Annotated in this window: 25 protein-coding genes; 20 read left to right on the top strand and 5 right to left on the bottom strand. The window is 68.9% G+C overall.

Annotated elements, in window-relative coordinates:
- Positions 1–9: 9 nt before the first annotated feature.
- Complete coding sequence (locus tag ASE12_RS09170; RefSeq protein ID WP_200954992.1) at positions 10–888, bottom strand: aldo/keto reductase; 879 nt, start codon at positions 886–888, stop codon at positions 10–12.
- A 37-nt stretch (positions 889–925) separates the two neighbouring features.
- Positions 926–1,339, bottom strand: a complete 414-nt coding sequence (locus ASE12_RS09165; RefSeq protein WP_056399526.1) for a hypothetical protein — start codon at positions 1,337–1,339, stop codon at positions 926–928.
- An 86-nt stretch (positions 1,340–1,425) separates the two neighbouring features.
- Between ASE12_RS09165 and ASE12_RS09160 the strand changes: the two genes are divergently transcribed.
- Positions 1,426–2,199 carry a helix-turn-helix domain-containing protein gene (locus ASE12_RS09160; protein ID WP_056399525.1) on the top strand — a complete coding sequence of 258 codons (774 nt, stop codon included), beginning with the start codon at positions 1,426–1,428 and terminating at the stop codon, positions 2,197–2,199.
- Here the strand turns inward: ASE12_RS09160 and ASE12_RS09155 are convergent.
- Entirely contained in the window at positions 2,196–3,452 is a 1,257-nt protein-coding gene (locus ASE12_RS09155) for an isochorismate synthase MenF (RefSeq protein ID WP_082582176.1), read from the bottom strand. The genes ASE12_RS09160 and ASE12_RS09155 overlap by 4 nt on opposite strands.
- A gap of 33 nt (positions 3,453–3,485) precedes the next feature.
- On the opposite strand from ASE12_RS09155, the gene ASE12_RS09150 reads away from it, so the two are divergent.
- Complete coding sequence (locus tag ASE12_RS09150) at positions 3,486–4,178, top strand: demethylmenaquinone methyltransferase (protein ID WP_056399520.1); 693 nt, start codon at positions 3,486–3,488, stop codon at positions 4,176–4,178.
- Here the strand turns inward: ASE12_RS09150 and ASE12_RS09145 are convergent.
- Positions 4,175–4,789, bottom strand: coding sequence for a hypothetical protein (locus tag ASE12_RS09145; protein ID WP_157412871.1), 615 nt, complete (start codon positions 4,787–4,789; stop codon positions 4,175–4,177). The genes ASE12_RS09150 and ASE12_RS09145 overlap by 4 nt on opposite strands.
- 226 nt (positions 4,790–5,015) lie before the next feature.
- Here ASE12_RS09145 and ASE12_RS09140 point away from each other — a divergent pair, with 226 nt between their 5' ends.
- From ASE12_RS09140 to ASE12_RS09070, 15 genes are read left to right on the top strand one after another with little or no spacing between them, the layout of a single operon-like run.
- Positions 5,016–5,375 carry an NADH-quinone oxidoreductase subunit A gene (locus tag ASE12_RS09140; RefSeq protein WP_056209772.1) on the top strand — a complete coding sequence of 120 codons (360 nt, stop codon included), beginning with the start codon at positions 5,016–5,018 and terminating at the stop codon, positions 5,373–5,375.
- The gene (locus ASE12_RS09135) at positions 5,366–5,920 is read left to right on the top strand and encodes an NADH-quinone oxidoreductase subunit B family protein (RefSeq protein WP_056399516.1); all 555 of its coding nucleotides are present in this window, start codon (positions 5,366–5,368) and stop codon (positions 5,918–5,920) included. Before ASE12_RS09140 ends, ASE12_RS09135 begins: the two co-directional genes overlap by 10 nt.
- A gap of 2 nt (positions 5,921–5,922) precedes the next feature.
- Positions 5,923–6,672 (top strand): NADH-quinone oxidoreductase subunit C, encoded by a 750-nt coding sequence (locus ASE12_RS09130; RefSeq protein WP_056399514.1) that lies wholly within the window; start codon positions 5,923–5,925, stop codon positions 6,670–6,672.
- Positions 6,669–7,997, top strand: coding sequence for an NADH-quinone oxidoreductase subunit D (locus ASE12_RS09125; RefSeq protein ID WP_056399511.1), 1,329 nt, complete (start codon positions 6,669–6,671; stop codon positions 7,995–7,997). The genes ASE12_RS09130 and ASE12_RS09125 overlap by 4 nt, the downstream gene beginning before the upstream one ends.
- On the top strand, positions 7,997–8,824 hold the full coding sequence (gene nuoE, locus ASE12_RS09120; protein ID WP_056399498.1) for an NADH-quinone oxidoreductase subunit NuoE: 828 nt from the start codon (positions 7,997–7,999) through the stop codon (positions 8,822–8,824). Before ASE12_RS09125 ends, nuoE begins: the two co-directional genes overlap by 1 nt.
- Entirely contained in the window at positions 8,817–10,133 is a 1,317-nt protein-coding gene (nuoF, locus tag ASE12_RS09115) for an NADH-quinone oxidoreductase subunit NuoF (RefSeq protein WP_056399494.1), read from the top strand. The genes nuoE and nuoF overlap by 8 nt, the downstream gene beginning before the upstream one ends.
- Positions 10,133–12,541 carry an NADH-quinone oxidoreductase subunit G gene (locus ASE12_RS09110; RefSeq protein ID WP_056399491.1) on the top strand — a complete coding sequence of 803 codons (2,409 nt, stop codon included), beginning with the start codon at positions 10,133–10,135 and terminating at the stop codon, positions 12,539–12,541. The genes nuoF and ASE12_RS09110 overlap by 1 nt, the downstream gene beginning before the upstream one ends.
- Entirely contained in the window at positions 12,538–13,767 is a 1,230-nt protein-coding gene (nuoH, locus tag ASE12_RS09105) for an NADH-quinone oxidoreductase subunit NuoH (RefSeq protein ID WP_056399488.1), read from the top strand. Before ASE12_RS09110 ends, nuoH begins: the two co-directional genes overlap by 4 nt.
- Positions 13,764–14,360, top strand: a complete 597-nt coding sequence (nuoI, locus tag ASE12_RS09100; protein WP_082530447.1) for an NADH-quinone oxidoreductase subunit NuoI — start codon at positions 13,764–13,766, stop codon at positions 14,358–14,360. The genes nuoH and nuoI overlap by 4 nt, the downstream gene beginning before the upstream one ends.
- Positions 14,357–15,136 carry an NADH-quinone oxidoreductase subunit J gene (locus ASE12_RS09095; protein ID WP_056399486.1) on the top strand — a complete coding sequence of 260 codons (780 nt, stop codon included), beginning with the start codon at positions 14,357–14,359 and terminating at the stop codon, positions 15,134–15,136. Before nuoI ends, ASE12_RS09095 begins: the two co-directional genes overlap by 4 nt.
- Entirely contained in the window at positions 15,133–15,426 is a 294-nt protein-coding gene (nuoK, locus tag ASE12_RS09090; protein ID WP_056209744.1) for an NADH-quinone oxidoreductase subunit NuoK, read from the top strand. The genes ASE12_RS09095 and nuoK overlap by 4 nt, the downstream gene beginning before the upstream one ends.
- 10 nt (positions 15,427–15,436) lie before the next feature.
- Positions 15,437–17,314 carry an NADH-quinone oxidoreductase subunit L gene (gene nuoL, locus ASE12_RS09085; RefSeq protein WP_056399484.1) on the top strand — a complete coding sequence of 626 codons (1,878 nt, stop codon included), beginning with the start codon at positions 15,437–15,439 and terminating at the stop codon, positions 17,312–17,314.
- Positions 17,311–18,858: an NADH-quinone oxidoreductase subunit M gene (locus tag ASE12_RS09080; protein WP_056399482.1), complete on the top strand. Its 1,548-nt coding sequence runs from the start codon at positions 17,311–17,313 to the stop codon at positions 18,856–18,858. The genes nuoL and ASE12_RS09080 overlap by 4 nt, the downstream gene beginning before the upstream one ends.
- Entirely contained in the window at positions 18,855–20,477 is a 1,623-nt protein-coding gene (gene nuoN, locus ASE12_RS09075; RefSeq protein ID WP_056399480.1) for an NADH-quinone oxidoreductase subunit NuoN, read from the top strand. Before ASE12_RS09080 ends, nuoN begins: the two co-directional genes overlap by 4 nt.
- Positions 20,478–20,499: 22 nt before the next feature.
- Entirely contained in the window at positions 20,500–21,489 is a 990-nt protein-coding gene (locus tag ASE12_RS09070) for a polyprenyl synthetase family protein (protein WP_056399477.1), read from the top strand.
- Between the two features lie 21 nt (positions 21,490–21,510).
- Here ASE12_RS09070 and rarD read toward each other — a convergent pair whose 3' ends face one another.
- Entirely contained in the window at positions 21,511–22,416 is a 906-nt protein-coding gene (gene rarD, locus ASE12_RS09065; RefSeq protein WP_056399476.1) for an EamA family transporter RarD, read from the bottom strand.
- Between the two features lie 107 nt (positions 22,417–22,523).
- On the opposite strand from rarD, the gene ASE12_RS09060 reads away from it, so the two are divergent.
- From ASE12_RS09060 to ASE12_RS09050, 3 genes are read left to right on the top strand one after another with little or no spacing between them, the layout of a single operon-like run.
- Positions 22,524–23,111 carry a bifunctional 2-polyprenyl-6-hydroxyphenol methylase/3-demethylubiquinol 3-O-methyltransferase UbiG gene (locus ASE12_RS09060; RefSeq protein ID WP_056399475.1) on the top strand — a complete coding sequence of 196 codons (588 nt, stop codon included), beginning with the start codon at positions 22,524–22,526 and terminating at the stop codon, positions 23,109–23,111.
- A 55-nt stretch (positions 23,112–23,166) separates the two neighbouring features.
- Entirely contained in the window at positions 23,167–24,009 is an 843-nt protein-coding gene (locus ASE12_RS09055) for an SDR family oxidoreductase (protein ID WP_056399473.1), read from the top strand.
- A 34-nt stretch (positions 24,010–24,043) separates the two neighbouring features.
- Positions 24,044–24,757 (top strand): TIGR02206 family membrane protein, encoded by a 714-nt coding sequence (locus ASE12_RS09050; protein ID WP_056399472.1) that lies wholly within the window; start codon positions 24,044–24,046, stop codon positions 24,755–24,757.
- Positions 24,758–24,805: the final 48 nt, after the last annotated feature.

Raw genomic sequence — 24,805 nt, 5'->3', positions numbered from 1 at the left:
GGGCCTGCCTCACCCCAGCATCGACAGCTCTGCCGGCGTGAGCGTCAGCGCCGCAGCAGCCACGTTGTCCCGCAGGTGCGCGAGGCTGCCGGTGCCCGGGATCACGAGCACGTGCGCACCCTGGTGCAGCGCCCAGGCCAGGCGCACCTGTTGCGCCGTCGCTCCGTGCGCGGCTGCGACGGCTTCGACCGCCGCGTTGGACTCCGCCGTGGCGCCTTGCTCGCGTGCGTCACCGGCGAGCGTGAAGAACGGGACGAACGCGACGCCACGTTCACCGCAGACCCGGACCAGCTCGTCATGACCGCGGCGGTAGTCCAGTCCGTAGCTGTTCTGCACGCACGCCACCGGGGCGATCGCCTGGGCCTCGTCGACGTGCGCGAGCGTCGCCGCCGACAGGCCGAGATGCCGGATCAGGCCCTCGTCGCGCATCGCGGCCAACGCAGCGAACTCCTCGGCGCAGCTGCCGTGCTCCGGGCCGCGCAGCCGTAGGTTGACCAGGTCCAGATGGTCGACGCCCAGCCGGGTCAGGTTCTGCTCGACCTGCTCCCGCAGCTGCGCGGCGTTGCGCGCCCACTCGTGCTCGCCCGGCCCCACCTTGGTGGCGATCAGCAGGTCGTCGGGATAGGGCCACAGCGCCGTCCGGATCAGGTCGGTGGCGTACCGCTTGTCACCGGTGCCGACACCGAGGGTGCCGCCGGGTGAGACGTAGAAGGCTGCGGTGTCGATGTGGTTGACCCCGAGCTCCACCGCGTGACGCAGCACCTGGACGGCCGGCTGCGGGTCCGGGTCGACGGTCAGGCGCATCGACCCGAACCCCAGGCGGCGGACGGCGTGTCCGGCGAGCATCCAGGTTCCGGCGGCGGCTGCGTCGATCTCGTCGTGGGGCACCGCCCCAACCTATCGACGCGCCGCACACCGTCGCAGGTCAGCGCGTACGCCGCAGCGCCGTGAGCTGCAGCGTCGCGAAGACCGCGACGAGCGCCGCCTGCATCAGCGTCCAGACCTGACCGGTCGTCGTGAGGTCGAACCAGCCGAAGCCGACGACCGCGACCGAGCCGATCGCCCAGGCGACGTTGACCTCGGCGGCGAACGTGGCCCAGCCGCGAGGGATCGGCCGACGGGTGCCGGTGACCCCGAGGATCACGGAGCACGCCACGAGGAACGCGCCGATGAGGACGAAGTGGGTCGGGGACGGCCCGAGCAGCGAGTCGAGGACCGCGGCGCAGGCGACGTACGCCAGACCGTTCGCCCCGGTGATCGCGGCATCGAGCAGGAGCGCGGTCTTGAGGGTGACCGGGCCCGTGGTGGTAGTGGTGGTGTCAGCTGTTGTCGTGTTCATGCCGAGGAGTCTGGGCGGCACAGGTAGGCGTCGCAATTACCTCCGAGGTCATGGCCTTGCACCCGCGGGTCCGCGAGAGTGGGGACATGACCACCGCCACCGCCGCATCACCCGTCGGCCCGCTCCTGCGTGAATGGCGCCGGCGACGCCACTTCAGCCAGCTCGACCTGTCGATCGAGGCGGGCATCTCGTCGCGCCACCTGAGCTTCGTCGAGACCGGCCGGTCCCGGCCCAGCCGCGCGATGGTGCTGCAGCTCGCCGCGACGCTCGAGGTGCCCAAGCGCGAGCAGAACCAGCTGCTCATCGCCGCCGGGTTCGCGCCCGCGTTCCCCGAGCGGTCACTCGACGATCCCGAGCTCGCCGCGATCCGGGCCGGGCTCGACCGGGTGCTGGTGGCGTACGAGCCGTATCCGTGCCTCGTCGTCGACCGCGGCTGGAACCTGGTCATGGCCAACGCCGGCGTCGCGCCGATCCTCGAGGACGTGGCCCCGCACCTCATGGAGTCGCCGAACGCCCTGCGCATCAGCCTCCACCCCGACGGCCTGGCGCCGCGCATCCTCAACCTCGCCGAGTGGCGGTTCCACGTGCTCGGGCGCCTCGCTCGTGAGGCTGCGGCGAGCGGCTCCGAGCAGCTCCGCACCCTGCACGAGGAGCTCGTCGACTACCCGGGCGGCATGCAGGCCGGCATCGACGACGGCGGTGTCGCCGTGCCCATGGTGCTGGACTCGCCCGACGGTCCACTGTCGTTCATCAGCACCGTCACGACCTTCGGCACGGCGCTCGACCTGACCGCCGCCGAGCTCAGCATCGAGGCGTTCCTGCCCGCCGACGACGCGACGGCGCAGGCCCTCCAGGGCTAGTCGCGCGGCGTCAGGGCGTCGCGCACCGGGATGAGCTTGGCGTTGGACTCGGCGAGCTCGTCGGCCGGCACCGAGTCGGCGACGATCCCGCAGCCGGCGAACAGGCGTACGACCGAGCCGTCACCCTCGATCTGCGCCGATCGCAGGCCGATGCCCCACTCGCCGTCGCCCGACGCACCGATCCAGCCGACCGGCCCGGCGTAGCGGCCGCGGTCGAGCAGCTCGATCTCGGCGATCAGGCGTACGGCCTCGGCGGTCGGCGTGCCACCCACCGCCGCCGATGGGTGCAGCGAGGCGGCGAGGCCGAGGACGCTGGCGTCGTCGCGGATGACACCGGTGACGTCGGTCGCGAGGTGCATGACGTTGGGCAGGTGCAGGACGAAGGGCGTCTCCGGGACGTTCATGCTGGTGCAGTGCGGCGCGAGCGCCTCGGCGACGGAGCGCACGGCGTACTCGTGCTCCTCGAGGTCCTTGCTCGACCGCGCCAGCGATCCGGCCAGCGCGAGGTCGTGCGCGTCGTCGCCCGTACGCCTGATGGTCCCAGCGAGGACGCGCGACGTGACCAGCCCGCGCTCGAGGCGTACGAGCATCTCGGGCGTCGACCCGAAGAAGCCGTCGACGTGGAACGTCCAGCAGCTGGGGTAGTCGGCGGCGAGCCGGGCCAGCGGTGCGCGTACGTCGAGGGGCTCGTCGAGCGAGGCGACGAGGTCGCGCGCGAGGACGACCTTGTCGAGCCCACCCTGCTCGATGCGCTTGACGGCCTCGCCGACCAGGCCCTGCCAGGTGACGCTGTCGACCGGGCCGTCGGCGAACGTCGTGCCCGCCGGCTCGGTGGGCGTCGAGGCCGCGAGGTCGGGTGCCGAGCTGATGCCCAGGCCTATGACCGTGACCCAGGCGACTCCGTCGCGGCGACCGACGACGACCTCTGGGACGACGAGCGTGCTGCCCTCGGCGTCGTCGGTGAACGTGAAGGAGCCGAACGCCACGAGCCCTGAGCCGGGCAGGTCGATGTCGTCGCGCACGACGGCGTGCGACGAGAGGTCCTGCCACCACGCGGCGGCGTCGGTGAACCGCCCCGACCCGGCCGTGGAGAACTCGGCGGCGCGACCCCAGCCGACGAGCCCGTCGCCCCCGTGGACCCACGCGAACGCGTCGGTGGGAGGGAGCAGGGACAGCAGCGCGCCGGGGTCGTCGATCGGTGAGGAGCGGACCAGGAGTGGCGCCGTCGTCGCATCGACAGCAGGGTTGCTCACAGTGATTCAGCCTACCCGTGGCAAGGTGGGGAGGTGAGCCGAGCCGGTCTGGACAAGGAACCCCACGACGTCGCGAAGATGTTCGACGGGGTCGCCGAGAAGTACGACCTGACCAACGACGTGCTGTCTCTCGGACAGGACCGTCGCTGGCGCAAGCGCGTCGTCGAGCTCGTCGCCCCGATGCCCGGTGAGACGATACTCGACCTCGCCGCCGGCACCGGTACGTCGAGCCAGCCGTTCGCCGACGCCGGCGCGACGGTCGTGCCGTGCGACTTCTCGATCGGCATGCTCGAGGTCGGCAAGCGCGAACGGCCGCGCCTGGCGTTCACGGCCGGTGACGGCATGCGACTGCCGTTCGGCGACGAGACGTTCGACGCCGTGACGATCTCGTTCGGGCTGCGCAACATCGTCGACCCGATCGCCGGACTGCGCGAGCTCTTCAGGGTCACCAAGCCGGGCGGCCGCATCGTGGTGTGCGAGTTCAGCACCCCGACGTGGGGCCCGTTCGAGGCGGTCTACACCAACTACCTCATGCGCGCGCTGCCCACGATCGCCCGCAAGGTCTCGTCCAACCCCGAGTCGTACGTCTATCTCGCCGAGTCGATCCGCGAGTGGCCCGACCAGAAGGGCCTCGCCCTCCGCATGGTCGAGGCGGGCTGGGGCAAGGTCGACTGGCACAACCTGTCGGGCGGCATCGTCGCGCTGCACCACTCGTTCCGCCCCTAGGCCAGCCGCGCAGGCGCCTTGAACGCCTTCACGGCGCCGGCGACGACGCGGCCCTCGACGGCGTCCCAGAAGCTGTCGGCCCGGACCCAGAAGCGGCGGCTCAGCGGGGCGAGCCACCCGGTGTGCGGGGAGTTGGGGTGCGGCCGGGTCGGGCTGCCGGCTTCGGAGCCCGCGAGCCGACGGGCCAGCCGGCCATCGGTGCCGGGACCCACGCCTGCGGCGACGTCCGCGACGATGGCCAGCTCGATCGCCATGAGCTCCTCCAGCTCGTGCTGCATCGCCTCCCAGACCTGTGCCCACGGCAGCCGGATCGACCGGGAGGCGCCGTAGAGCCGGCGCTTCATCTGCGCGACGGACCGCTCGAGCCGTCGCACCTGGTGGATGTAGAGCTGCACGCGATGCCGGCCGCCGGGCAGCCGGTGGCGGGCGGCCGGCAGGATGACGGCGCACGTCGCCGAGACGTGGCGGCACGCATGGATCATGAAGGCGTCGGTCTTCTGGACGATGGCGCGGGTCGACTCCCGCTCCTGCACGGCGCGACCCACCATGACGAGCTGCTCGCCCAGCACGCGGTGCGAGGCTCCGATGGCCGTGAGCAATGAGTCCTGCATGGTGCGCACCTCGTTCTGGGGATGGGTCTTGTGAGGTGTTCGTCGCCGCGCGGCGCGAGGATCGGTCACCGGTGTGACCCAGGTCTCCATGGCGAGGTTAGTGTGACCTAAGTGACACTGCCGAAAACCCGGGCGTAGGGTGAGACCGTGATCACGTTGTGAAGCAATTCACAAGCGCACGAACACACACAGCTCTTGCTCTGTCGGTTGACGCCTGGGAGGTGCCGTGACGGCCTATACGCCGATCATCGTGCTGGGAGCCATCGCGGCCGCATTCGCCATCGGCAGCGTCGCGATCGCCCCACTGACCGGGCCCAAGCGCTACAACCGCGCCAAGCTCGACCGCTACGAGTCGGGCATCGAGCCGAGCCCGCTGCCCGAGGGCGGCGGCAAGGTCTCGATCCGCTACTTCATCATCGCGATGCTGTTCATCGTCTTCGACATCGAGATCATCTTCCTCTACCCGTTCGCCGTCGCGTTCGACGCGCTCGGCTGGTTCGGCCTGATCGAGATGTTCATCTTCATGCTGACGGTGTTCATCGCCTATGCCTACGTATGGCGCCGTGGAGGCCTGGAATGGGACTAGAAGAGAAGCTGCCATCGGGAGTCCTGCTCTCGACCGTCGAAGGACTGGCCGGCTACATGCGCAAGGCGTCATTCTGGCCCGCCACGTTCGGGCTTGCCTGTTGCGCGATCGAGATGATGACGTTCGGCGCCCCGCGGTTCGACTCGGCGCGCTTCGGCATGGAGGTCTTCCGGCCCTCGCCGCGCCAGGCCGACCTGATGATCGTCGCCGGCCGGGTCAGCAACAAGATGGCGCCCGTCGTCCGCCAGATCTATGACCAGATGGCCGGTCCCAAGTACGTCCTCGCGATGGGCGTCTGCGCCAGCTCCGGCGGCATGTTCAACAACTACGCGATCGTGCAGGGCGTCGACCACATCGTCCCGGTCGACATGTACCTCCCCGGCTGCCCGCCCCGCCCGGAGATGCTGATCGACGCGATCCTCAAGCTGCACGACCAGATCCAGCACGAGAAGCTCGGCGTCAATCGGCTCAACGAGATCAAGGAGGACGAGAAGGTCGCCCTCCTCGCCACCCCGACCTCGGCCATGAAGGGTCTGATGAGGTAGTCATGGTTGACGCGAAGGGCAACAAGGACGAGCGCGACGAGGGCACCAAGACCCAGGACGGCTCGCACGAGACGCAGTCCGAGCTCGTCAAGAGCGACGCCGTCGAGCTCGAGATCGTCGAGGTACGCGAAGGGGCCTTCGGCATCCACGGCACGGGTGACACCACCGGCTTCGGTGGGCTGACCCGGCCGGTCATGATGCCCGGCGCGAGCCAGCGCCCCTACGGTGGCTGGTTCGACGAGGTCGCCGACCAGATCGCCACCATCACGGAGCTCGATGAGGCCATCGAGAAGGTCGTCGTCGACCGCGGCGAGATCACGTTCTTCATCCGGCGGCACAAGCTGCTCGAGACCGTGACGCACCTGCGCAACGACCCGGTGCTGCGGTTCGAGTTCTGCTCCAGCGTCTCCGGCGTGCACTTCCCGCACGAGACCGGGCGCGAGCTGCATGTCGCGTATCACCTGCTCTCGATGACCCACAACCGTCGGATCCGCCTCGAGGTCGTGGCGCCCGACGACGACCCGCACATCCCGAGTGTCGTCAGCATCTATCCCACCGCCGACTGGCAGGAGCGGGAGACCTGGGACATGTTCGGCATCATCTTCGACGGCCACCCCGCGCTGGCCCGCATCCTGATGCCCGACGACTGGCCCGGACACCCCCAGCGCAAGGACTATCCGTTGGGCGGCATCCCCGTCGAGTACAAGGGCGGCACGATCGCCCCACCGGACCAGCGGAGGAGCTACTCATGACCGCGACCACCGATCCGTACGCGAGCACGACCGACTCCACCGAGGGCCCGGTCTTCACCGTCACCGGTCAGGACTGGGACACGATCGACGCCTCGGCGGTCGAGGGCGACCACCTCGTCATCAACATGGGTCCGCAGCACCCGTCGACCCACGGTGTGCTCCGCTTGATCCTCGAGATCGACGGCGAGACCGTACGCGATGCCCGTGCCGGCGTCGGCTACCTGCACACCGGCATCGAGAAGAACATGGAGTACCGCACCTGGACGCAGGGCGTGACGTTCTGCACCCGCATGGACTACGTCGCCCCGTTCTCCAACGAGGCCGCGTACGTCATGGCGGTCGAGAAGCTGCTCGGCATCGAGGCGCCCGAGAAGGCGCAGGTCATGCGGGTCCTGCTGCTCGAGCTCAACCGGGTGTCGTCGCACCTCGTCGCGCTCGCCACGGGCGGCATGGAGATCGGCGCCCTGACGGTCATGACCTGCGGGTTCCGTGACCGCGAGCTGATCCTCGACCTGTTCGAGATGATCACGGGCCTGCGCATGAACCACGCGTTCATCCGCCCCGGCGGCGTCGCCCAGGACATGCCCGACGGCGGCATCGAGAAGCTCCGCTCGACGGTCCGGCTGCTCAAGAAGCGGCTGCCCGAGTACGCCGCGCTGTGCAACGCCAACCCGATCTTCAAGGGCCGGCTCAAGGGTGTAGGACACCTCGACCTCGCCGGCTGCCTCGCCCTCGGCCTCACGGGTCCGATCCTGCGCGCGACTGGCTACGACTGGGACCTGCGCAAGAAGCAGCCCTACTGGGGCTACGAGACGTACGACTTCGACGTCGTGACCCGCGACGAGCCGGACGCCTACGGGCGGTTCCGCGTACGCCTCGACGAGATGTGGGAGTCCATCAAGATCGTCGAGCAGGCCACTGAACGGCTCGCCGCGATGGAGGGCCAGCCCGTCATGGTCGCCGACAAGAAGATCGCCTGGCCGTCGCAGCTCAGCGTCGGGTCCGACGGCCAGGGCAACTCCGCGGAGCACATCAAGCACATCATGGGCGAGTCGATGGAAGCGTTGATCCACCACTTCAAGATCGTCACCGAGGGCTTCCGGGTCCCGGCCGGTCAGGCGTACGCGAGCGTCGAGGCGCCGCGCGGCGAGATCGGCTGCCACGTCGTCTCCGACGGCGGCACCCGGCCCTATCGGGCGCACTTCCGCGACCCGTCGTTCGTCAACCTGCAGGGCACCTCGGTCATGAGCGAGGGCGGCATGCTGTCGGACGTGATCGTCGCGATCGCCAGCATCGACCCCGTGATGGGTGGGGTGGATCGCTGATGACACTCACGGACACCACGCTGGGTGAGCTCCGCGAGCTCGCCGGCCGCTATCCGCAGTCCCGGTCGGCCCTGCTGCCGATGCTGCACCTGATCCAGTCCGTCGAGGGCAACGTCACCAACGAGGGCATCGAGGTGTGCGCCGACATCCTCGCCATCAGCGCCGCCGAGGTCTCGGGCGTCGCGACGTTCTACACGATGTACAAGCGCCGCCCCATGGGCGAGCACCACGTCGGCGTCTGCACCAACACGCTGTGTGCCGTGATGGGCGGCGACCTGATCTTCGAGCGGCTCAAGGGCCATCTCGACGTCGGCAACGACGAGACGACCGAGGACGGCAAGGTCACCCTCGAGCACATCGAGTGCAATGCGGCGTGCGACTTCGCGCCGGTGATGATGGTCAACTGGGAGTTCTTCGACAACCAGACGCCCGACTCCGCCGTCGAGCTCGTCGACAAGCTGCGCGCCGGCGAGACGGTCCAGGCCACACGCGGCGCGACGATCACGTCGTGGCGCGAGGCCGAGCGGGTGCTCGCAGGCTTCGAGGACGGGCTCGTCGACGAAGGGCCCGCAGCCGCCGGACCGTCGCTCGCCGGGCTCGAGATCGCCGCCGAGCGTGGCTGGACGGCGCCGTCTCCCGAGGTTGAAAGCTCTTCGGTTCCTAGGGAGGCCGCCAGCGGCCGACCGGGAGCGAGCTCTGCGAGCGAAGGAGCCACCGCCGACACCAAGACCGGTGCGGCCGAGCAGGCCGACACCCAGCGTGCCGAGACCGAGACCAAGATCGACGAATCTCCCGCTGACACTGCCAAGGAGGGCGAGGATGACTGACACCCTCACACCCGTGCTCAGCGCCGACTGGGGCACCGATCGCGCGTGGACCCTCAAGGCGTACAAGCAGGCCGGTGGCTACTCCGCGCTCGAGACCGCGCTCAGGATGGCCCCCGATGACGTGATCGGCATGGTCAAGGACTCCGGCCTGCGTGGCCGCGGTGGCGCGGGCTTCCCGACGGGCATGAAGTGGAGCTTCATCCCGCAGGACAACCCCAAGCCCAAGTACCTCGTGGTCAACGCCGACGAGTCCGAGCCGGGCACCTGCAAGGACATCCCGCTCATGATGGCGACGCCCCACACGCTGATCGAGGGCGTCATCATCGCGGCGCACGCGATCCGCGCCAAGACCGCGTTCATCTACGTCCGCGGTGAGGTCCTCCACGTCGTGCGCCGTTTGCGCGCCGCCGCCCGTGAGGCCAAGGAAGCCGGCTACCTCGGCACCGACATCCTCGGCTCGGGCATCGACGTCGAGCTGATCATCCACGCCGGCGCCGGCGCCTACATCTGCGGCGAGGAGACCGCGCTCCTCGACTCGCTCGAGGGTCGCCGCGGCCAGCCCCGCCTCCGCCCGCCGTTCCCGGCCGTCGAGGGCCTCTACGCCTCGCCGACCGTGGTCAACAACGTCGAGTCGATCGCGTCGGTGCCGTCGATCGTCAAGAACGGCATCGACTGGTTCGGCTCGATGGGCACCGAGAAGTCCAAGGGCTACACGCTCTACTCGCTCTCGGGCCACGTCGCCCGACCCGGCCAGTACGAGGCGCCGCTCGGCATCACGCTGCGCGAGCTGCTCGACCTCGGCGGCGGCATGCGCCCCGGCAGCGAGCTGAAGTTCTGGACCCCCGGTGGTTCGTCGACCCCGATCCTCACCGCCGAGCACCTCGACATCCCGCTCGACTACGAAGGTGTCGGCGCGGCCGGCTCGATGCTGGGCACCAAGGCGTTGCAGGTCTTCGACCAGACGACCTCGGTCGTACGCTGCGTGCTCCGGTGGACCGAGTTCTACAAGCACGAGTCGTGCGGCAAGTGCACGCCGTGTCGCGAGGGCACGTGGTGGCTCGTCCAGACCCTGCAGCGCCTCGACGAGGGCCAGGGCAAGGACGGCGACATCGAGCTGCTGCTCGACCTGTGCGACAACATCCTCGGTCGTTCGTTCTGCGCCCTCGGTGACGGTGCCACGAGCCCCATCACCTCGGCGATCCAGCACTTCCGCAGCGAGTTCGAGGCGGGCATGCACACGCCGTCGCGCGAGCTGTTCCCGCCCGCGGCCTCGACCTTGTTCGCGCCCCAGACCGTCGGAGGCAAGTGATGACTCTGGAAGCGACTCCCGAGGCCCAGGCGCCGGTCGAGCTCGTCACGCTGACGATCGACGACGTCGAGGTCAGCGTCCCCAAGGGCACGCTCGTGATCCGCGCGGCCGAGCTCATCGGCACCGAGATCCCCCGGTTCTGCGACCACCCGCTGCTCGACCCGGTCGGCGCGTGCCGCCAGTGCCTCGTCGAGATCACGGACGCCGGCAACGGCCGTGGGTTCCCCAAGCCGCAGGCGTCCTGCACGATCGAGGTCGCGGCCGGCATGGTCGTCAAGACGCAGGTCACGTCGCCCGTCGCCGAGAAGGCGCAGCGCGGCAACATGGAGTTCCTCCTGATCAACCACCCGCTCGACTGCCCCGTGTGCGACAAGGGTGGCGAGTGCCCCCTGCAGAACCAGGCCATGACGCACGGCCAGGGCGAGACGCGGTTCACCGAGGTCAAGCGCACCTTCCCCAAGCCGATCAAGGTCTCCGAGCAGGTCCTGCTCGACCGCGAGCGCTGCGTCCTGTGCGCCCGCTGCACCCGGTTCTCCGAGCAGATCGCCGGCGACCCGTTCATCGCCCTCGTCGAGCGCGGCTCGCAGCAGCAGGTCGGCATCTACGAAGAAGAGCCGTTCAACTCCTACTTCTCCGGAAACACGATCCAGATCTGCCCGGTCGGCGCCCTGACCAGCGCCGACTACCGCTTCCGCGCCCGGCCCTTCGACCTGGTGTCGACCCCGTCGATCGCCGAGCACGACTCCAGCGGCTCGGCGATCCGCGTCGACCACCGTCGTGGCCGCGTCATGCGCCGGCTCGCCGGTGACGACCCCGAGGTCAACGAGGAGTGGATCACCGACAAGGACCGTTTCGCGTTCACCTACCCCACGGTCGGTGACCGCATCACGACCCCGCTCGTACGCAACCCCGAGACCGAGCAGCTCGAGCCCGCCTCCTGGCCGGCCGCGCTCGCCGCCGCTGCCAAGGGACTGGCCGCTGCCGAGGGCAAGGTCGGCGTGCTGCCCGGCGGCCGCCTGACGTCCGAGGACGCGTTCGCCTACAGCAAGTTCGCGCGCACCGTCCTGCGTACCAACGACATCGACTTCCGCGCCCGTGCCCACTCGGAGGAGGAGGCGCAGTTCCTCGCCGCCCGGATCGCCACGACGTCGTTGGACGTCACGTTCGGTGACCTCGAGAAGGCGTCGACCGTGGTCCTCGTCGGGCTCGAGCCCGAGGACGAGAACGGCAGCATCTTCCTGCGCCTGCGCAAGGCCTCGCGCTCCGGCGTCAAGGTCGTGGCGATCGCGAGCCACGCGACCCGCGGCCTGCGCAAGATGAACGGCGAGCTCGTCCAGACGATCCCGGGGCACGAGCCGGCCGCACTGGCTGCACTCGAGCTCGACCAGGACGCGATCTTCCTCGCCGGCGAGCGCCTCGCGTCGGTTCCCGGTGGCTTCAGCGCCCTCGTGGCCGCCGCCGACAAGGCCGGCGCCCGCATCGCGTGGGTTCCGCGACGAGCCGGTGAGCGCGGTGCGCTCGAGGCCGGCTGCCTGCCCGACCTGCTGCCCGGTGGCCGCCCGCTCGACGACGTCGAGGCGCGTACGGACCTCGCCGCCGCGTGGGGCGTCCGCACGGTCCCGGCACGACGTGGTCGCAACACGACCGAGATCCTCGAGGAGACCCGGCTCGGCGTGGTCCATGCCCTGCTGATCGGCGGCGTCGAGATCACCGACCTGCCGGACCCCGCCGCGGCCCGCAGGGCGCTCGCCAAGGCCGATTTCATCGTGAGCCTCGAGGTGCGCGAGAGCGAGGTCACCGAGGTCGCCGACGTCGTCCTGCCGGTCGCCCCGGTGGTCGAGAAGCCCGGCAGCTTCGTCAACTGGGAGGGCCGCGTCCGTACGTTCGACGCCGTGCTCCACGAGCCCAACTCGCTCACCGACATCCGGATCCTCGCGGGGCTGGCCGAGGAGCTGGGCCAGCCGCTCGGCTTCCGCACCGTCGCGCAGGCGCGTGCGGCCATGGTGGAGCTCGGTCCGTGGGACGGCGCACGCATCCCGGCGCCGACCGTCGAGCCCGACACGACGGCCGCACCCAAGCGGGCCGTCGTGCTCGACGCGTGGCGCCTCATGATCGACGACGGCCGCAACCAGGACGGTCAGCTCGAGCTCAAGGCCACGGCCCGGCCGGCCGTCCTGAGGGCCAGCGAGGCGACGCTCAAGGCGTTCGACGTCGACCCCGGCGCGATGGCGACGCTGTCGACGGACGCCGGCATCGTCAGCTTCCCGACCGAGGTCGCCGAGCTGCCCGACGGTGTCGTCTGGGCGCCGGCCAACTCCGGTGCCAGCCTGCGGGCGGCGCTGGGTGTGGGCTACGCCGACCACGTGACGCTCTCGGCAGGCTCAAGCGACGGGAAGGGGGCATCATGAACCCGCTGTTCGGGCACGACCCGTTCTGGGTGGTGCTGCTCAAGTCCGTCCTGATCTTCGTCGTGCTGGTCGTCTACACGCTGTTCAACATCTGGTTCGAGCGCCGCGTCGTCGCCAAGATGCAGCACCGCATCGGACCCAACGTGCACGGCCCGTTCGGGTTGCTGCAGAGCCTCGCCGACGGCGTCAAGCTCGCGCTCAAGGAGGACATAGTCGTCAAGGCGGCCGACAAGGTCGTCTACGTCCTCGCGCCGATCCTCGCGACGATCCCGGCATTCCTGGCCTGGGCGGTCATCCCGTTCGGGCCCGAGGTGACGATCCCGTTCACCGACCAGAAGACCATGCTGCAGCTCACCGACCTGCCGGTCGCGGTGCTCTACATCCTCGCCGTGACCTCGATCGGGGTCTACGGCATCGTGCTCGCCGGCTGGTCGTCCGGCTCGATCTACGCCCTGCTCGGCGGTCTGCGCTCGAGCGCCCAGATGATCTCGTACGAGGTCGCGATGGGCCTGTCGCTGGTCTCGGTCTTCATGTACGCCGGCTCGATGTCGACGTCGGAGATCGTGTCGGCGCAGCACAGCATGTGGTACTTCGTGCCGCTGTTCCCCTCGTTCGTCATCTACGTCATTGCGATGATCGGCGAGACCAACCGCGCCCCGTTCGACCTCCCCGAGGCCGAGGGTGAGCTCGTCGGCGGCTTCCACACCGAGTACTCCTCGCTCAAGTTCGCGCTGTTCTTCCTCGCCGAGTACGTCAACATGGTCACCGTCTCGGCGCTGGCCACGACGATGTTCCTCGGCGGCTGGCGCGCACCGTTCGGCCTGTCGCACCTCTGGGACGGCGCACTCAACGAGAATTACTGGCCGTTGCTGTGGTTCTTCGGCAAGACCCTGTTCTTCATCTTCATCTTCGTCTGGCTCCGCGGCACGCTGCCGCGCATGCGCTACGACCAGTTCATGAGCTTCGGCTGGAAGATCCTCATCCCGGTCGCGCTGGCCTGGATCGTCGCGGTCGCCTTCATCCGCAAGCTCAAGAGCGAGGACATGCTGGACGGACCGGCGTTGTTCATCGTCGCGGGTGTCGCCGGCGTGCTGGTGATCCTGACGTTCCTGATCCCGGAGAAGAAGGAGCCCGAGCCCGAGCCGGAGCCCGACGAGGTCGACGCCTTCGCCGGCGGCTACCCCGTACCGCCCATCACCGAACCCCCCACGAGGAACGCACGATGAGCAATCCGATCAAGGAAACGTTGTGGGACCCGATCGCCGGCTTCGGCGTGACGTTCCGGACGATGTTCCGCAAGACCGTGACCCAGCAGTACCCGTTCGAGAAGGTTCCGACGGCGCCACGGTTCCACGGCCGGCACCAGCTCAACCGCTGGCCCGACGGCCTCGAGAAGTGCATCGGCTGCGAGCTGTGCGCGTGGGCCTGCCCGGCTGACGCGATCTACGTCGAGGGCGCGTCCAACACCGAGGGCGACCGGCACAGCCCTGGCGAGCGCTACGGCCGCGTCTACCAGATCAACTACCTGCGCTGCATCCTGTGCGGCCTGTGCATCGAGGCCTGCCCGACGCGCGCGCTGACCATGACCAATGAGTACGAGCTGGCCGACAACAACCGGGCCGACCTGATCTACGAGAAGAGCGACCTGCTCGCCCCGCTGCTGCCCGGCATGGTCGAGCCGCCGCACGAGATGATGATCAGCGACGACCACCAGGACTACTACCGCGGCAAGTCGCTGCCGATCTTCCCGATCGACTCGTCGCTGAACGCCGACGTCAACCCCGCCGGCGCGCCTCGTGAACCCGGGGGGGCCGTGTGACCGCGTTCTGGTTCCTCGCGCCGATCATGGTGATCGCCGCGCTGGGTCTCATCTTCGCCCGCAAGGCCGTGCACGCCGCGCTGTGCCTGGCGGTCGTGATGATCAGCCTCGCGGTGCTCTACGCCGCACAGGGCGCACCGTTCCTGTTCGCGGTGCAGATCATCGTCTACACCGGCGCGATCATGATGCTGTTCCTGTTCGTCCTGATGCTCGTCGGCGTCGACTCGTCCGACGCGGTCAAGGAGACGATCGGTGGCCAGCGCCTCGCCGCCGCCATCATCGGCCTGATCTTCGGTGTCACGGTCGTCCTGGCGATCGGCCAGACCGTCTCCGGCGCGGTCGTCGGGCTCAAGGCGGCCAACGGTGACGGCAACCCGTACGGGCTCAGCGAGCTGCTGTTCGGCAAGTACGTCCTCGCGTTCGAGTTCACCAGTGCCCTGCTGATCACCGCCGCGCTCGGCGCCATGGTGCTGGCCCACAAGGAGCGCCTGACGAAGCGGCACTCCCAGGCCGACGTCGCCGCCCGTCGCATGCGTGAGTACGCCGAGTCCGGCCGGCACCCCGGCCCGTTGCCGGCTCCCGGTGTCTTCGCCCGTCACAACGCGGTCGACACCCCGGCCCTGCTGCCTGACGGCTCCCCGCTCGAGACCTCGGTCTCCGAGAGCATCGTGGGCCGTGGCCAGGTCCGCCAGGGCTTCGAGGACGACATCGACAAGCTCGTCGAGCAAGTGGGCGACGAGCAGCCCCGCGACGAGTCGTTCGGAGGCGAGAAGTGAACGAGTACATCACGCTGTCCCTGATCCTGTTCACGATCGGCTCGGTGGGCGTCCTCGTCCGCCGCAACGCGATCGTGGTCTTCATGTGCATCGAGCTCATGCTCAACGCGACCAACCTCGCGTTCGTGAGCTTCTCGCGGCAGAACGGCAACCTCGACGGGCAGGTGGCGGCGTTCTTCGTCATGGTCGTCGCGGCCGCCGAGGTCGTCGTCGGCCTGTCGATCATCGTGTCCATCTATCGCGCGCGTCGTTCGGCCTCGGTCGACGAGGCGAGCCTCTTGAAGTCGTAGGGGGACACCGATGTTCGATCTCCAATGGCTGCTGATCGCCATTCCACTGGCGAGCGGTCTCGGCCTGCTCGTGTGGGGCAAGGAGGGTGACCGGTTCGGTCACCTCATCGGCACCGCCGCCTCGGCCCTGTCGTTCCTGTTCGGCGTCGTGCTGTTCGCGTCGCTGCTCGGCAAGGACGGCGAGGACCGCTCCCAGTCGACCAAGCTCTTCACCTGGATCGACGCCGGCTCGTTCCACGTCGACATGGGCTTCACGTTCGACCAGCTGTCGGGCCTGTTCGTCCTGCTGATCACGGGTGTCGGGACCCTGATCCACGTCTACTCGATCGGCTACATGGCACACGACGAGCGGCGTCGCCGGTTCTTCGCGTTCCTCAACATCTTCATCGCCGCGATGCTCACGCTCGTGCTGGCGTCGGACTACCTGGTGCTGTTCCTCGGCTGGGAGGGCGTCGGCCTGGCGTCCTACCTGCTGATCGGCTTCTGGCAGCACAAGGACTCGGCCGCGGCGGCCGCCAAGAAGGCCTTCGTCGTCAACCGCGTCGGTGACCTCGGCATGGCGACCGGCATCATGCTGATGTTCTCCGAGTTCGGCACGTCGTCGATCGGTGCCGTCAACGGCGCGATCACCGGCGCCTCCGGCTCCGTCGCCACGGCGCTCGGCCTGCTCCTGCTGCTCGGCGCGTGCGGCAAGTCCGCCCAGGTGCCGCTGCAGAGCTGGCTGCTCGACGCGATGGAGGGTCCGACCCCGGTCTCGGCCCTGATCCACGCCGCGACGATGGTCACTGCGGGCGTCTACCTCGTCGTACGCTCCAACGGCATCTTCGATGCCTCCGAGGCCGCCCGCACCGCCGTGATCGTCGTCGGGCTGGTGACGCTGCTCGCCGGCGCCTGGATCGGCTGCGCCAAGGACGACATCAAGAAGGCGCTCGCCGGCTCGACGATGAGCCAGATCGGCTACATGATGCTCGCCGCAGGCCTCGGCCCGGCCGGCTACGCGTTCGCGATCTTCCACCTCATCACGCACGGATTCTTCAAGGCCAACATGTTCCTCGGCGCCGGTTCGGTCATGCACGGCATGGACGACGACGTCGAGATGCGCCACTACGGCGGCCTGCGGACGTTGATGCCGATCACGTTCGCGACGTTCGGGCTCGGCTACCTGGCGATCATCGGCGTGCCGCCGTTCGCGGGCTTCTGGTCCAAGGACAAGATCATCGAGGCAGCGTTCGGTGAGAACTTCTGGGTCGGCCTCGGCGCGCTGCTGGGCGCCGGCGTCACGGCGTTCTACATGACCCGCCTGATGATCATGACGTTCCTGTCCGAGAAGAGATGGCGCGAGGACGTGCACCCGCACGAGTCGCCGCGCGTCATGACGTGGCCGTTGATCGGCCTCGCCGTGCTCTCCGCCCTCGGAGGCGTGCTGCTGGTGAGCAACTGGATCACCGAGTGGCTCGAGCCCATCACGGGTCACGCCGAGCACGAAGAGCTCGCGGTGCCGGCGATCGTCCTGACGCTCATCATCACGGCAGTCGTCGCTGTGGGTGTCGTCGCCGCGGTGGCGTTCTACCGGCGCGAGCCGATCGCCGCCGAGACGCCTGCAGACAGCTCGGTGTCGGTCTTCGCCCGCGCGGGCCGCCACGAGCTCTACGGCAACGAGATCAACGACGCCCTTGTCGTACGCCCGACGCGTCACCTCACCCGGTTCCTGGTGTGGTTCGACGGCAAGGGGGTCGACGGCTTCGTCACGGGCGTCGCCGACCGGCTCGGTGACACCTCGCAGTTCCTGCGCAAGCCGCAGACCGGCTACGTCCGTTCGTACGCACTCACGATGTTCGGCGGCGTTGCCGTCCTCGTCCTTGCCCTCCTGGCGGTGACCCTCGCATGATCCTGTCGATCCTCGCCGCGACTCCGATCGCGGGAGCGGTGCTCCTCGCGCTCCTGCCGCGTGAGTCCGCGCCCCACCACCGGGCCAAGTACGTCGCGCTCGGCGTCTCGCTCGTCACGCTGGTCCTGTCGCTCGTCGTCATGGCCAAGTTCGACCAGGACGCCGGCGGCTACCAGCTGACCGAGAAGCACGAGTGGATCAAGGTCTTCGGCGCCTACTACTCCCTCGGCGTCAACGGCATCGGCATCACGCTGATCCTGCTGACCACGATCCTCACGCCGATCGTGATCCTCGCCGCGTTCGGCGACCGGCTCCCCGATCCCAAGAGCACCAACGCCTACTTCGCCTGGATGCTCGCGGTCGAGGGTCTCGCGATCGGTGCGTTCGCCGCGACCGACGCGTTCCTCTTCTACGTCCTGTTCGAGGCGACGCTGATCCCGCTCTACTTCCTGATCGGCTCGTTCGGCGGGCCCAACCGGTCGTACGCCGCGGTCAAGTTCCTGATCTACAACCTCGTCGGCGGACTGCTGATGCTGGCCTCGATCGTCGGCCTCTACGTCATCAGCGCCCGTCAGGGCGACGCGTCGTTCCTGCTCAGCGACCTGCAGAACCTCGACTTCAGCACCAACACCGAACGGCTGCTGTTCCTCGGGTTCATGGCCGCGTTCGCGATCAAGGCACCGCTCTGGCCGCTGCACACGTGGCTGCCGGACGCCGCGGGTCAGGCGACGCCGGGCACCTCGGTGCTGATGGTCAGCGTCATCGACAAGATCGGCACGTTCGGCATGATCCGCTGGTGCCTCGGGCTGTTCCCCGGTGCCTCGGACTGGGCCAGCCCGGTCGTCATCGTGCTCGCGGTCATCAGCATCCTCTACGGCGCGCTGCTCGCGATCGGCCAGGACGACATCCGCAGGCTCATCGCGTTCACGTCGGTGTCGCACTTCGGCTTCATCATCCTCGGCATCTTCGCGTTCACGACGACGTCGCTCGCCGGCTCGACGCTCTACATGTTCAACCACGGCCTCTCGACGGCTGCGCTGTTCCTCGTCACGGGCATGATGATCGCCCGCCGCGGCTCGGCGCGGATCTCCGACTTCGGTGGTGTCCAGAAGATCGCCCCGATCATGTCCGGTGTCCTGCTCGTGGCCGGCCTCTCGAGCCTGTCGTTGCCGGGCCTCGCGCCGTTCATCTCGGAGTTCCTGGTGCTCGCCGGTACGTTCACGCGATCGATCCCCGCCGCGGCGTTCGCGACGCTCGGCATCGTGCTGGCGGCGCTCTACATCCTGATCATGTACCAACGGGTCATGACCGGGCCGCTCAAGGCCGGCAACGAGGGCGTGACCGACCTCGACCATCGCGAGATGGCGTCGCTGACCCCGGCGATCATCCTGATCGTCGGCCTCGGGTTCTTCCCGCAGCCGCTGCTCAACGTCATCAATCCCGCGATCGACGAGGTGATCAGCCACGTCGGCAAGGGTGACCCGGCGCCGAAGACGCCTGTCCAGATCGATGACTCAGCCACGCACGAAGGAGGACACGAATGATCACCACGTTCGCGTCCGCCACCGACCTGCCGCCGATCTCCGCGCCGGACATCGAGTACTCGCTGCTCGCTCCGGTCTTCATCATCGCCGGCGTCGCCGTCCTCGGTGTCATCGTCGAGGCGTTCTGGCCCCGCAGCTCGCGGTTCGTCGTGCAGGCCGGCCTCGCCGTCGTCGGCATCATCGCCGCGTTCGCCGACACGATCTGGGTCTTCACGGACCTCGACGAGCTCGACGGGTCCCGGCTCGCCCGCGGGCAGGTCGCCGCCGAGGGTGCGCTGGCGGTCGACGGTCCCGGCGTGTTCGCCTGGGGCATCCTGCTGATCTTCGGCCTGCTGAGCATGCTGCTGTTCGCCGAGCGCCGCCTCGAGGGCGGGCTCAGCGGCTTCACCGGCCGCGCGGCCGATGCTCCCGGCTCGGCCTCCGAGGCGGAGGCCATCAAGCACCGTGTCGAGCACACGGAGGTCTTCCCGCTCGCGCTGTTCGCCCTCGTCGGCATGATGCTGTTCGCGACGTCCAACGACCTGTTGACGATGTTCGTCGCGCTCGAGGTCCTGAGCCTGCCGCTCTACCTGCTGTGCGGCCTGGCTCGGCGTCGCCGGCTCATGAGCCAGGAGGCTGCGCTCAAGTACTTCCTGCTCGGCGCGTTCTCGTCGGTGTTCTTCCTCTACGGCATCGCGCTCACCTACGGCTACGCCGGCAGCTTCCGGCTCTCCGACATCGACGTCGCGGTGACCAACCGCACGGGCGGCGAGAACATGCTGCTGGCCGCCACCGCGCTGATGGCGGTCGGCCTGCTGTTCAAGATCGGTGCCGTGCCGTTCCACACGTGGACGCCCGACGTCTACCAAGGCGCCCCGACGCCGGTGACCGCCTTCATGGCGGCCGGGACCAAGGCGGCGGCGTTCCTGGCCCTGCTGCGCGTGTTCTTCGTGGCGTTCGGCGGCTCGTCGTGGGACTGGCGGCCGATCATCGTCGCGGTCGCGATCATCACGATGTTCCTCGGTGCCGTCGTGTCGATCTCCCAGACCGACGTCAAGCGCATGCTCGCCTACTCGTCGATCGCGCACGCAGGCTTCCTGCTCGTCGGCTTCGTCGGCGTCTACGCCGGAGCCAAGGACTCGTCCCGGATCACCTCGACCTCGAGCATCCTGTTCTACCTGACGGTCTACGGCGTCTCCTCGATCGGCGCGTTCGCGGTCGTGACCCTCGTACGCGACTCCGGTGGCGAGACGACGCACCTGTCGAAGTGGGCCGGTCTCGGCAAGAAGTCGCCGGTGCTCGCGGGCTCGTTCGCGCTGTTCATGCTGTCGTTCGCCGGCATCCCGCTGACCGGTGGCTTCATCGGCAAGTGGACCGTGTTCAGCGCGGCATGGTCGGGCGGCTTCTGGTGGCTCGTCGTGATCGGCGTGCTCGTCAGTGCCCTGGCGGCCTACTTCTACGTGCGCGTCATCGTGCTGATGTTCTTCACCGACCCGGTCGGCGAGGGGCCGACGGTGGCGGTGCCCAGCGTCCTGACGACGGTCGTGCTTGCCGTGGCTGTGATCGCCACCCTCGGACTCGGTATCATTCCGGGACCGCTGCTGGATCTTGCGCAGCACGCAGGCGCCTTCGTGCGCTGATCCATTCCACTAGGAGTTCCGCGTGTCCCGTCTGGGTGTCTCGTTCACCGACCCGACCCTGGAGGCACGCGTCCAGGCCGGCGTCGAGCAGGTCGAGGTGCAGCTCGCGGCGGCGGTCGACAGCCCGGAGAAGTTCGTTGCCGAGGCCGCTGCGCACCTGCTCAACGCCGGCGGCAAGCGGTTCCGGCCGCTGCTGGTCATGCTCAGCGCCGAGTTCGGCGAGTCGACCAACCCGGACGTCGTACGCTCGGCAGTCGTCGTCGAGCTGACGCACCTGGCCACGCTCTATCACGACGACGTCATGGACGAGGCCGACAAGCGCCGCGGCGCCCCGAGCGCCAACGCGCGGTGGGACAACTCGGTGGCGATCCTCGTCGGCGACTACCTCTTCGCCCAGGCCTCCGACCTCGTGTCCGACCTGGGACCCGAGGCCGTGCGCATCCAGGCGCGTACGTTCTCCCGGCTCGTGCAGGGCCAGATCCGCGAGACCCTCGGCCCGTCAGAGGGTGACGACGCCCTCGCGCACTACCTGTCCGTGGTCGCCGACAAGACCGGATCGCTGATCGCCACCGCCGCGCTGTTCGGCGCCAAGATGGCCGGCGCCTCGGTCGAGGTGCAGGAGACGCTCAGCGAGTTCGGCGAGCGGATCGGTGCGGCGTTCCAGCTCAGCGACGACATCATCGACATCGCCAGCGAGACCGATGACTCCGGCAAGACGCCGGGCACCGACCTCCGTGAGGGCGTCCCGACGTTGCCGACGCTCATCGCCCTGCGGTCGACCGATCCCGAGAGCGAACGCCTGCGCTCCCTGCTGGCCAAGCCCTTGACCGACGACACCGAGCTCGACGAGGCGATCGGGCTGCTGCGGGTGCACCCTGCGATGACCGAGGCCCGCTCGTACGTCCAGGCCGAGGCCGACGCCGCGAGCGCGCTGCTGGCCAAGCTGCCGGACGTACCGGCCCGCGCTGCGCTGCAGGCCCTCTGTGACACCGTGGCCACCCGCCTCGGCTGACGGCCTTCCAGGCGCTCGGGGCTAGATCGGCGCGGCCTCGGTTGGGACGACCCGGCGGCGACGACTCGTGATCGCGTCGACGGTGAAGATGACGAGCGCGATCCAGACCAGGATGAAGCCGATCCACCGCTCGGTCGTCATGGTCTCGTCGAAGATCGTGAGGCCGGTGATGAACTGGATGATCGGGCCGAGGTACTGCAGGATCCCGATCGTCGTCAGGGTCAGGCGGGTGGCGGCCGCACCGAACAGCAGCAGCGGGATCGCGGTGACCACGCCCGTGCCGACCAGCAGCGCGGCGTTGCCGGGGCCGTCGTGCCCGAACGTCAGGTCGCCGCACACCTGCAGGACGACGAGGAAGGCGACGGCGACAGGGAACAGGATCGCGGTCTCCATGCCGAGGCCCTCGAACGCACCCAGGTTGGCCTTTTTCTTGAGGAACCCGTACGTCGCGAACGAGAACGCGACGAGCAGTGCGATCCAGGGCAGCCGGCCGTATCCGATCGACAGGACGACGACGGCCAGGCCGCCGATGCCGATCGCGCCCCACTGTGCCGGGCGCAACGTCTCCTTGAGCACGAAGACGCCGAGCAGCACCGTGACGAGCGGGTTGATGAAGTAGCCGAGCGAGGTCTCCACGACGTGCCCGTTGGTCACGCCGTAGATGAAGCCGCCCCAGTTGAGCGCGATCGTGATCGACGCGAACGTCAGGATCACCATGAGCCGCCGGTCGCGGGCGATCGCGATGAACGTCGTCCACTTGCCCATCGCCGTGATCGAGACGAGCACGAAGACCATCGACCAGACGAAGCGGTGCGCCAGGATCTCCAGCGACCCTGCCGGGTCGAGCAGCGGCCAGTAGAGCGGGAAGAATCCCCAGCACAGGTAGGCGGCGACTCCGAGGCCCACACCGCTCTTGGAGTCGTTCACGAGACGAGGGTACGCCCGGCGTGACGGTCCCGCGGTGGGCGACGGGGCCTGCCGTGGGAGGTTGGCCGGAATTCGCCGAAGTCTGACCGTCGGGGCACCATGGCCTCATGAGCAGGACGCCGCGCTGGTTCACCGACATGAAGGACGGCCACTCCGAGTGGTACGTCGAACGCTTCCGCACGATGGCCGCCGAGGGTGATGATCTCGGCGGCGAGGCGCGCCTCATCGACGCGATCGCCGCACCGGGCTCGCGCATCCTCGACGCAGGGTGCGGTCCCGGCCGGGTCGGCGCCGTGCTGCACGACCGCGGCCACACCGTCGTCGGCGTCGACGCGGATCCGGTCCTGATCGCGGCTGCCCGCGAGGACCACCCCGGCCCGCGTTGGCTGGTCCGTGACCTGGCGGAGCTGGACCTCGACGAGGACCCGTTCGACATCGCCGTCGTGGCCGGCAACGTCATGGTGTTCGTGGCGCCCGGAACGGAGGTCGAGGTGCTGCGCCGCCTGCGGGCCCACGTACGTACGGGCGGCCGGATCGTGCTGGGCTTCGCGCTCGACCGTGGCTACGGCATCGAGCAGCTCGACGCCGACGCAAGCACCGCCGGGCTCGAGCTGGAGCAACGCTTCGCGACGTGGGACCTGGTGCCGTTCACGGACGACGCGGAGTTCGCCGTCACGTTCCTGCGTGTGCCCTGAGTCACCGCGATCACGCCTTGCGCTGGAGCGCACTCCAGGTCGTAGCGTCGAAGGCATGGACACCACTGACACCTTCACCGGCAAGACCTGGTTCATCACCGGCACGTCCCGCGGCTTCGGGCGCGAGTGGACTGCCGCCGCCCTGGACCGCGGCGACCGCGTCGCCGCCACCGCGCGCGACACGAGCAGCCTCGACGACCTGGTCGAGAAGTACGGCGACGCGATCCTGCCGATCGCCCTCGACGTCAACGACCGCCAGGCGGACTTCGCCGCCGTGGCCCAGGCGCACGAGCACTTCGGCCGGCTCGACGTCGTCGTCAACAACGCCGGCTACGGCCACTTCGGCTTCATCGAGGAGATCACCGAGGACGAGGCCCGCGCCCAGCTCGAGACCAACCTCTTCGGGGCCCTCTGGGTGACGCAGGCCGCGCTCCCGTTCCTCCGCGCACAGGGTTCGGGCCACATCATCCAGGTCTCGTCGATCGGCGGGATCTCCGCCTTCCCGCTGGTCGGGATCTATCACGCGTCGAAGTGGGCGCTCGAGGGCTTCTCCCAGGCGCTGGCACAGGAGGTCGCCGACTTCGGCATCAAGGTCACCCTGGTCGAGCCCGGCGGCTTCTCGACGGACTGGGCCGGCGACTCGGCCAGGCGATCGCAGCCCGATCCCGCGTACGACGACCTGCGGGCCAGGACGATGCAGCAACGCGCGCAGCGCAACGCGACTCCGGGCGACCCGAATGCGTCGGCGGCCGCGATCCTCGAGGTCGTCGACGCGGATGAGCCGCCGCTGCGGGTCTTCTTCGGCGCCGCGCCGCTCGAGATCGCGAAGGCCGACTACGCGCGCAGGCTCGAGACCTGGGAGACGTGGAACCACGTGTCGCTCCTCGCCCAGGGCTGACGCCTGCCGGTCGCTGATCGGCTAGCGTCATCGCATGCTGGCCGCCGATCGATTCGAGACGTACGGCCCGTCGCACGTGACGGTGCTGGCCGTCTTCGCGGTCGGCGCCGTCCTGGTGGTGCTGGCTGGTCGGCGGCTGCGCGGACCGGCGGAGCAGGCGGTCAGGCGTACGTTCGCGATCGCCATCCTCGCGGTCACGGTGCCGCTGCAGATCCTGCAGCTCACGCCCGATGAGTGGAACCTGCAGACCTCGCTGCCGTTCCAGCTCTGCGACCTCGCGTGGATGTTCGCGGTGCACGCGCTGTGGACGCGCAACCGTCTCACCGCGACGATCACGTACCTCTGGGGCATCACGCTCACGACCCAGGGCATGCTGACGCCGGATCTCGCGTCGGACTTCCCTGACCCCCGGTTCCTGATGTTCTGGGGCATGCACCTGCTGATCGTCTGGTCGTCCCTGTTCCTGGTGCCCGGCCTGCGGATCCTGCCCACCTGGCACACATACCGGCGGACCGTGGCGATCACGCTGGCCTGGGCCATCTGCGCGTACGCCTTCAACGTCGTCGCCGGTACCAACTACGGCTATCTCAACCGGCTGCCGAAGAACTCGTCGCTGCTGGACTACCTCGGCCCGTGGCCGTTGTTCGTCGTGCTCGAGATCGCGATCGTCGCGGTGGTCTGGGCACTCCTGACCTGGCCGTGGACCCGCGAGAAGGTGAGTCGGCCGGTCAGCGGGAGCCGAGCCTGACGAAAGCGGCACGGAAGGCGCGCTGCGATGGCATCATTCCGATGGACA

The sequence above is a fragment of the Aeromicrobium sp. Root236 genome (assembly GCF_001428805.1).
GTDB lineage: Bacteria > Actinomycetota > Actinomycetes > Propionibacteriales > Nocardioidaceae > Aeromicrobium.
The sequence above is the reverse complement of the archived record's forward strand: the minus strand, read 5'-3'. Positions and strand labels throughout refer to the sequence as shown.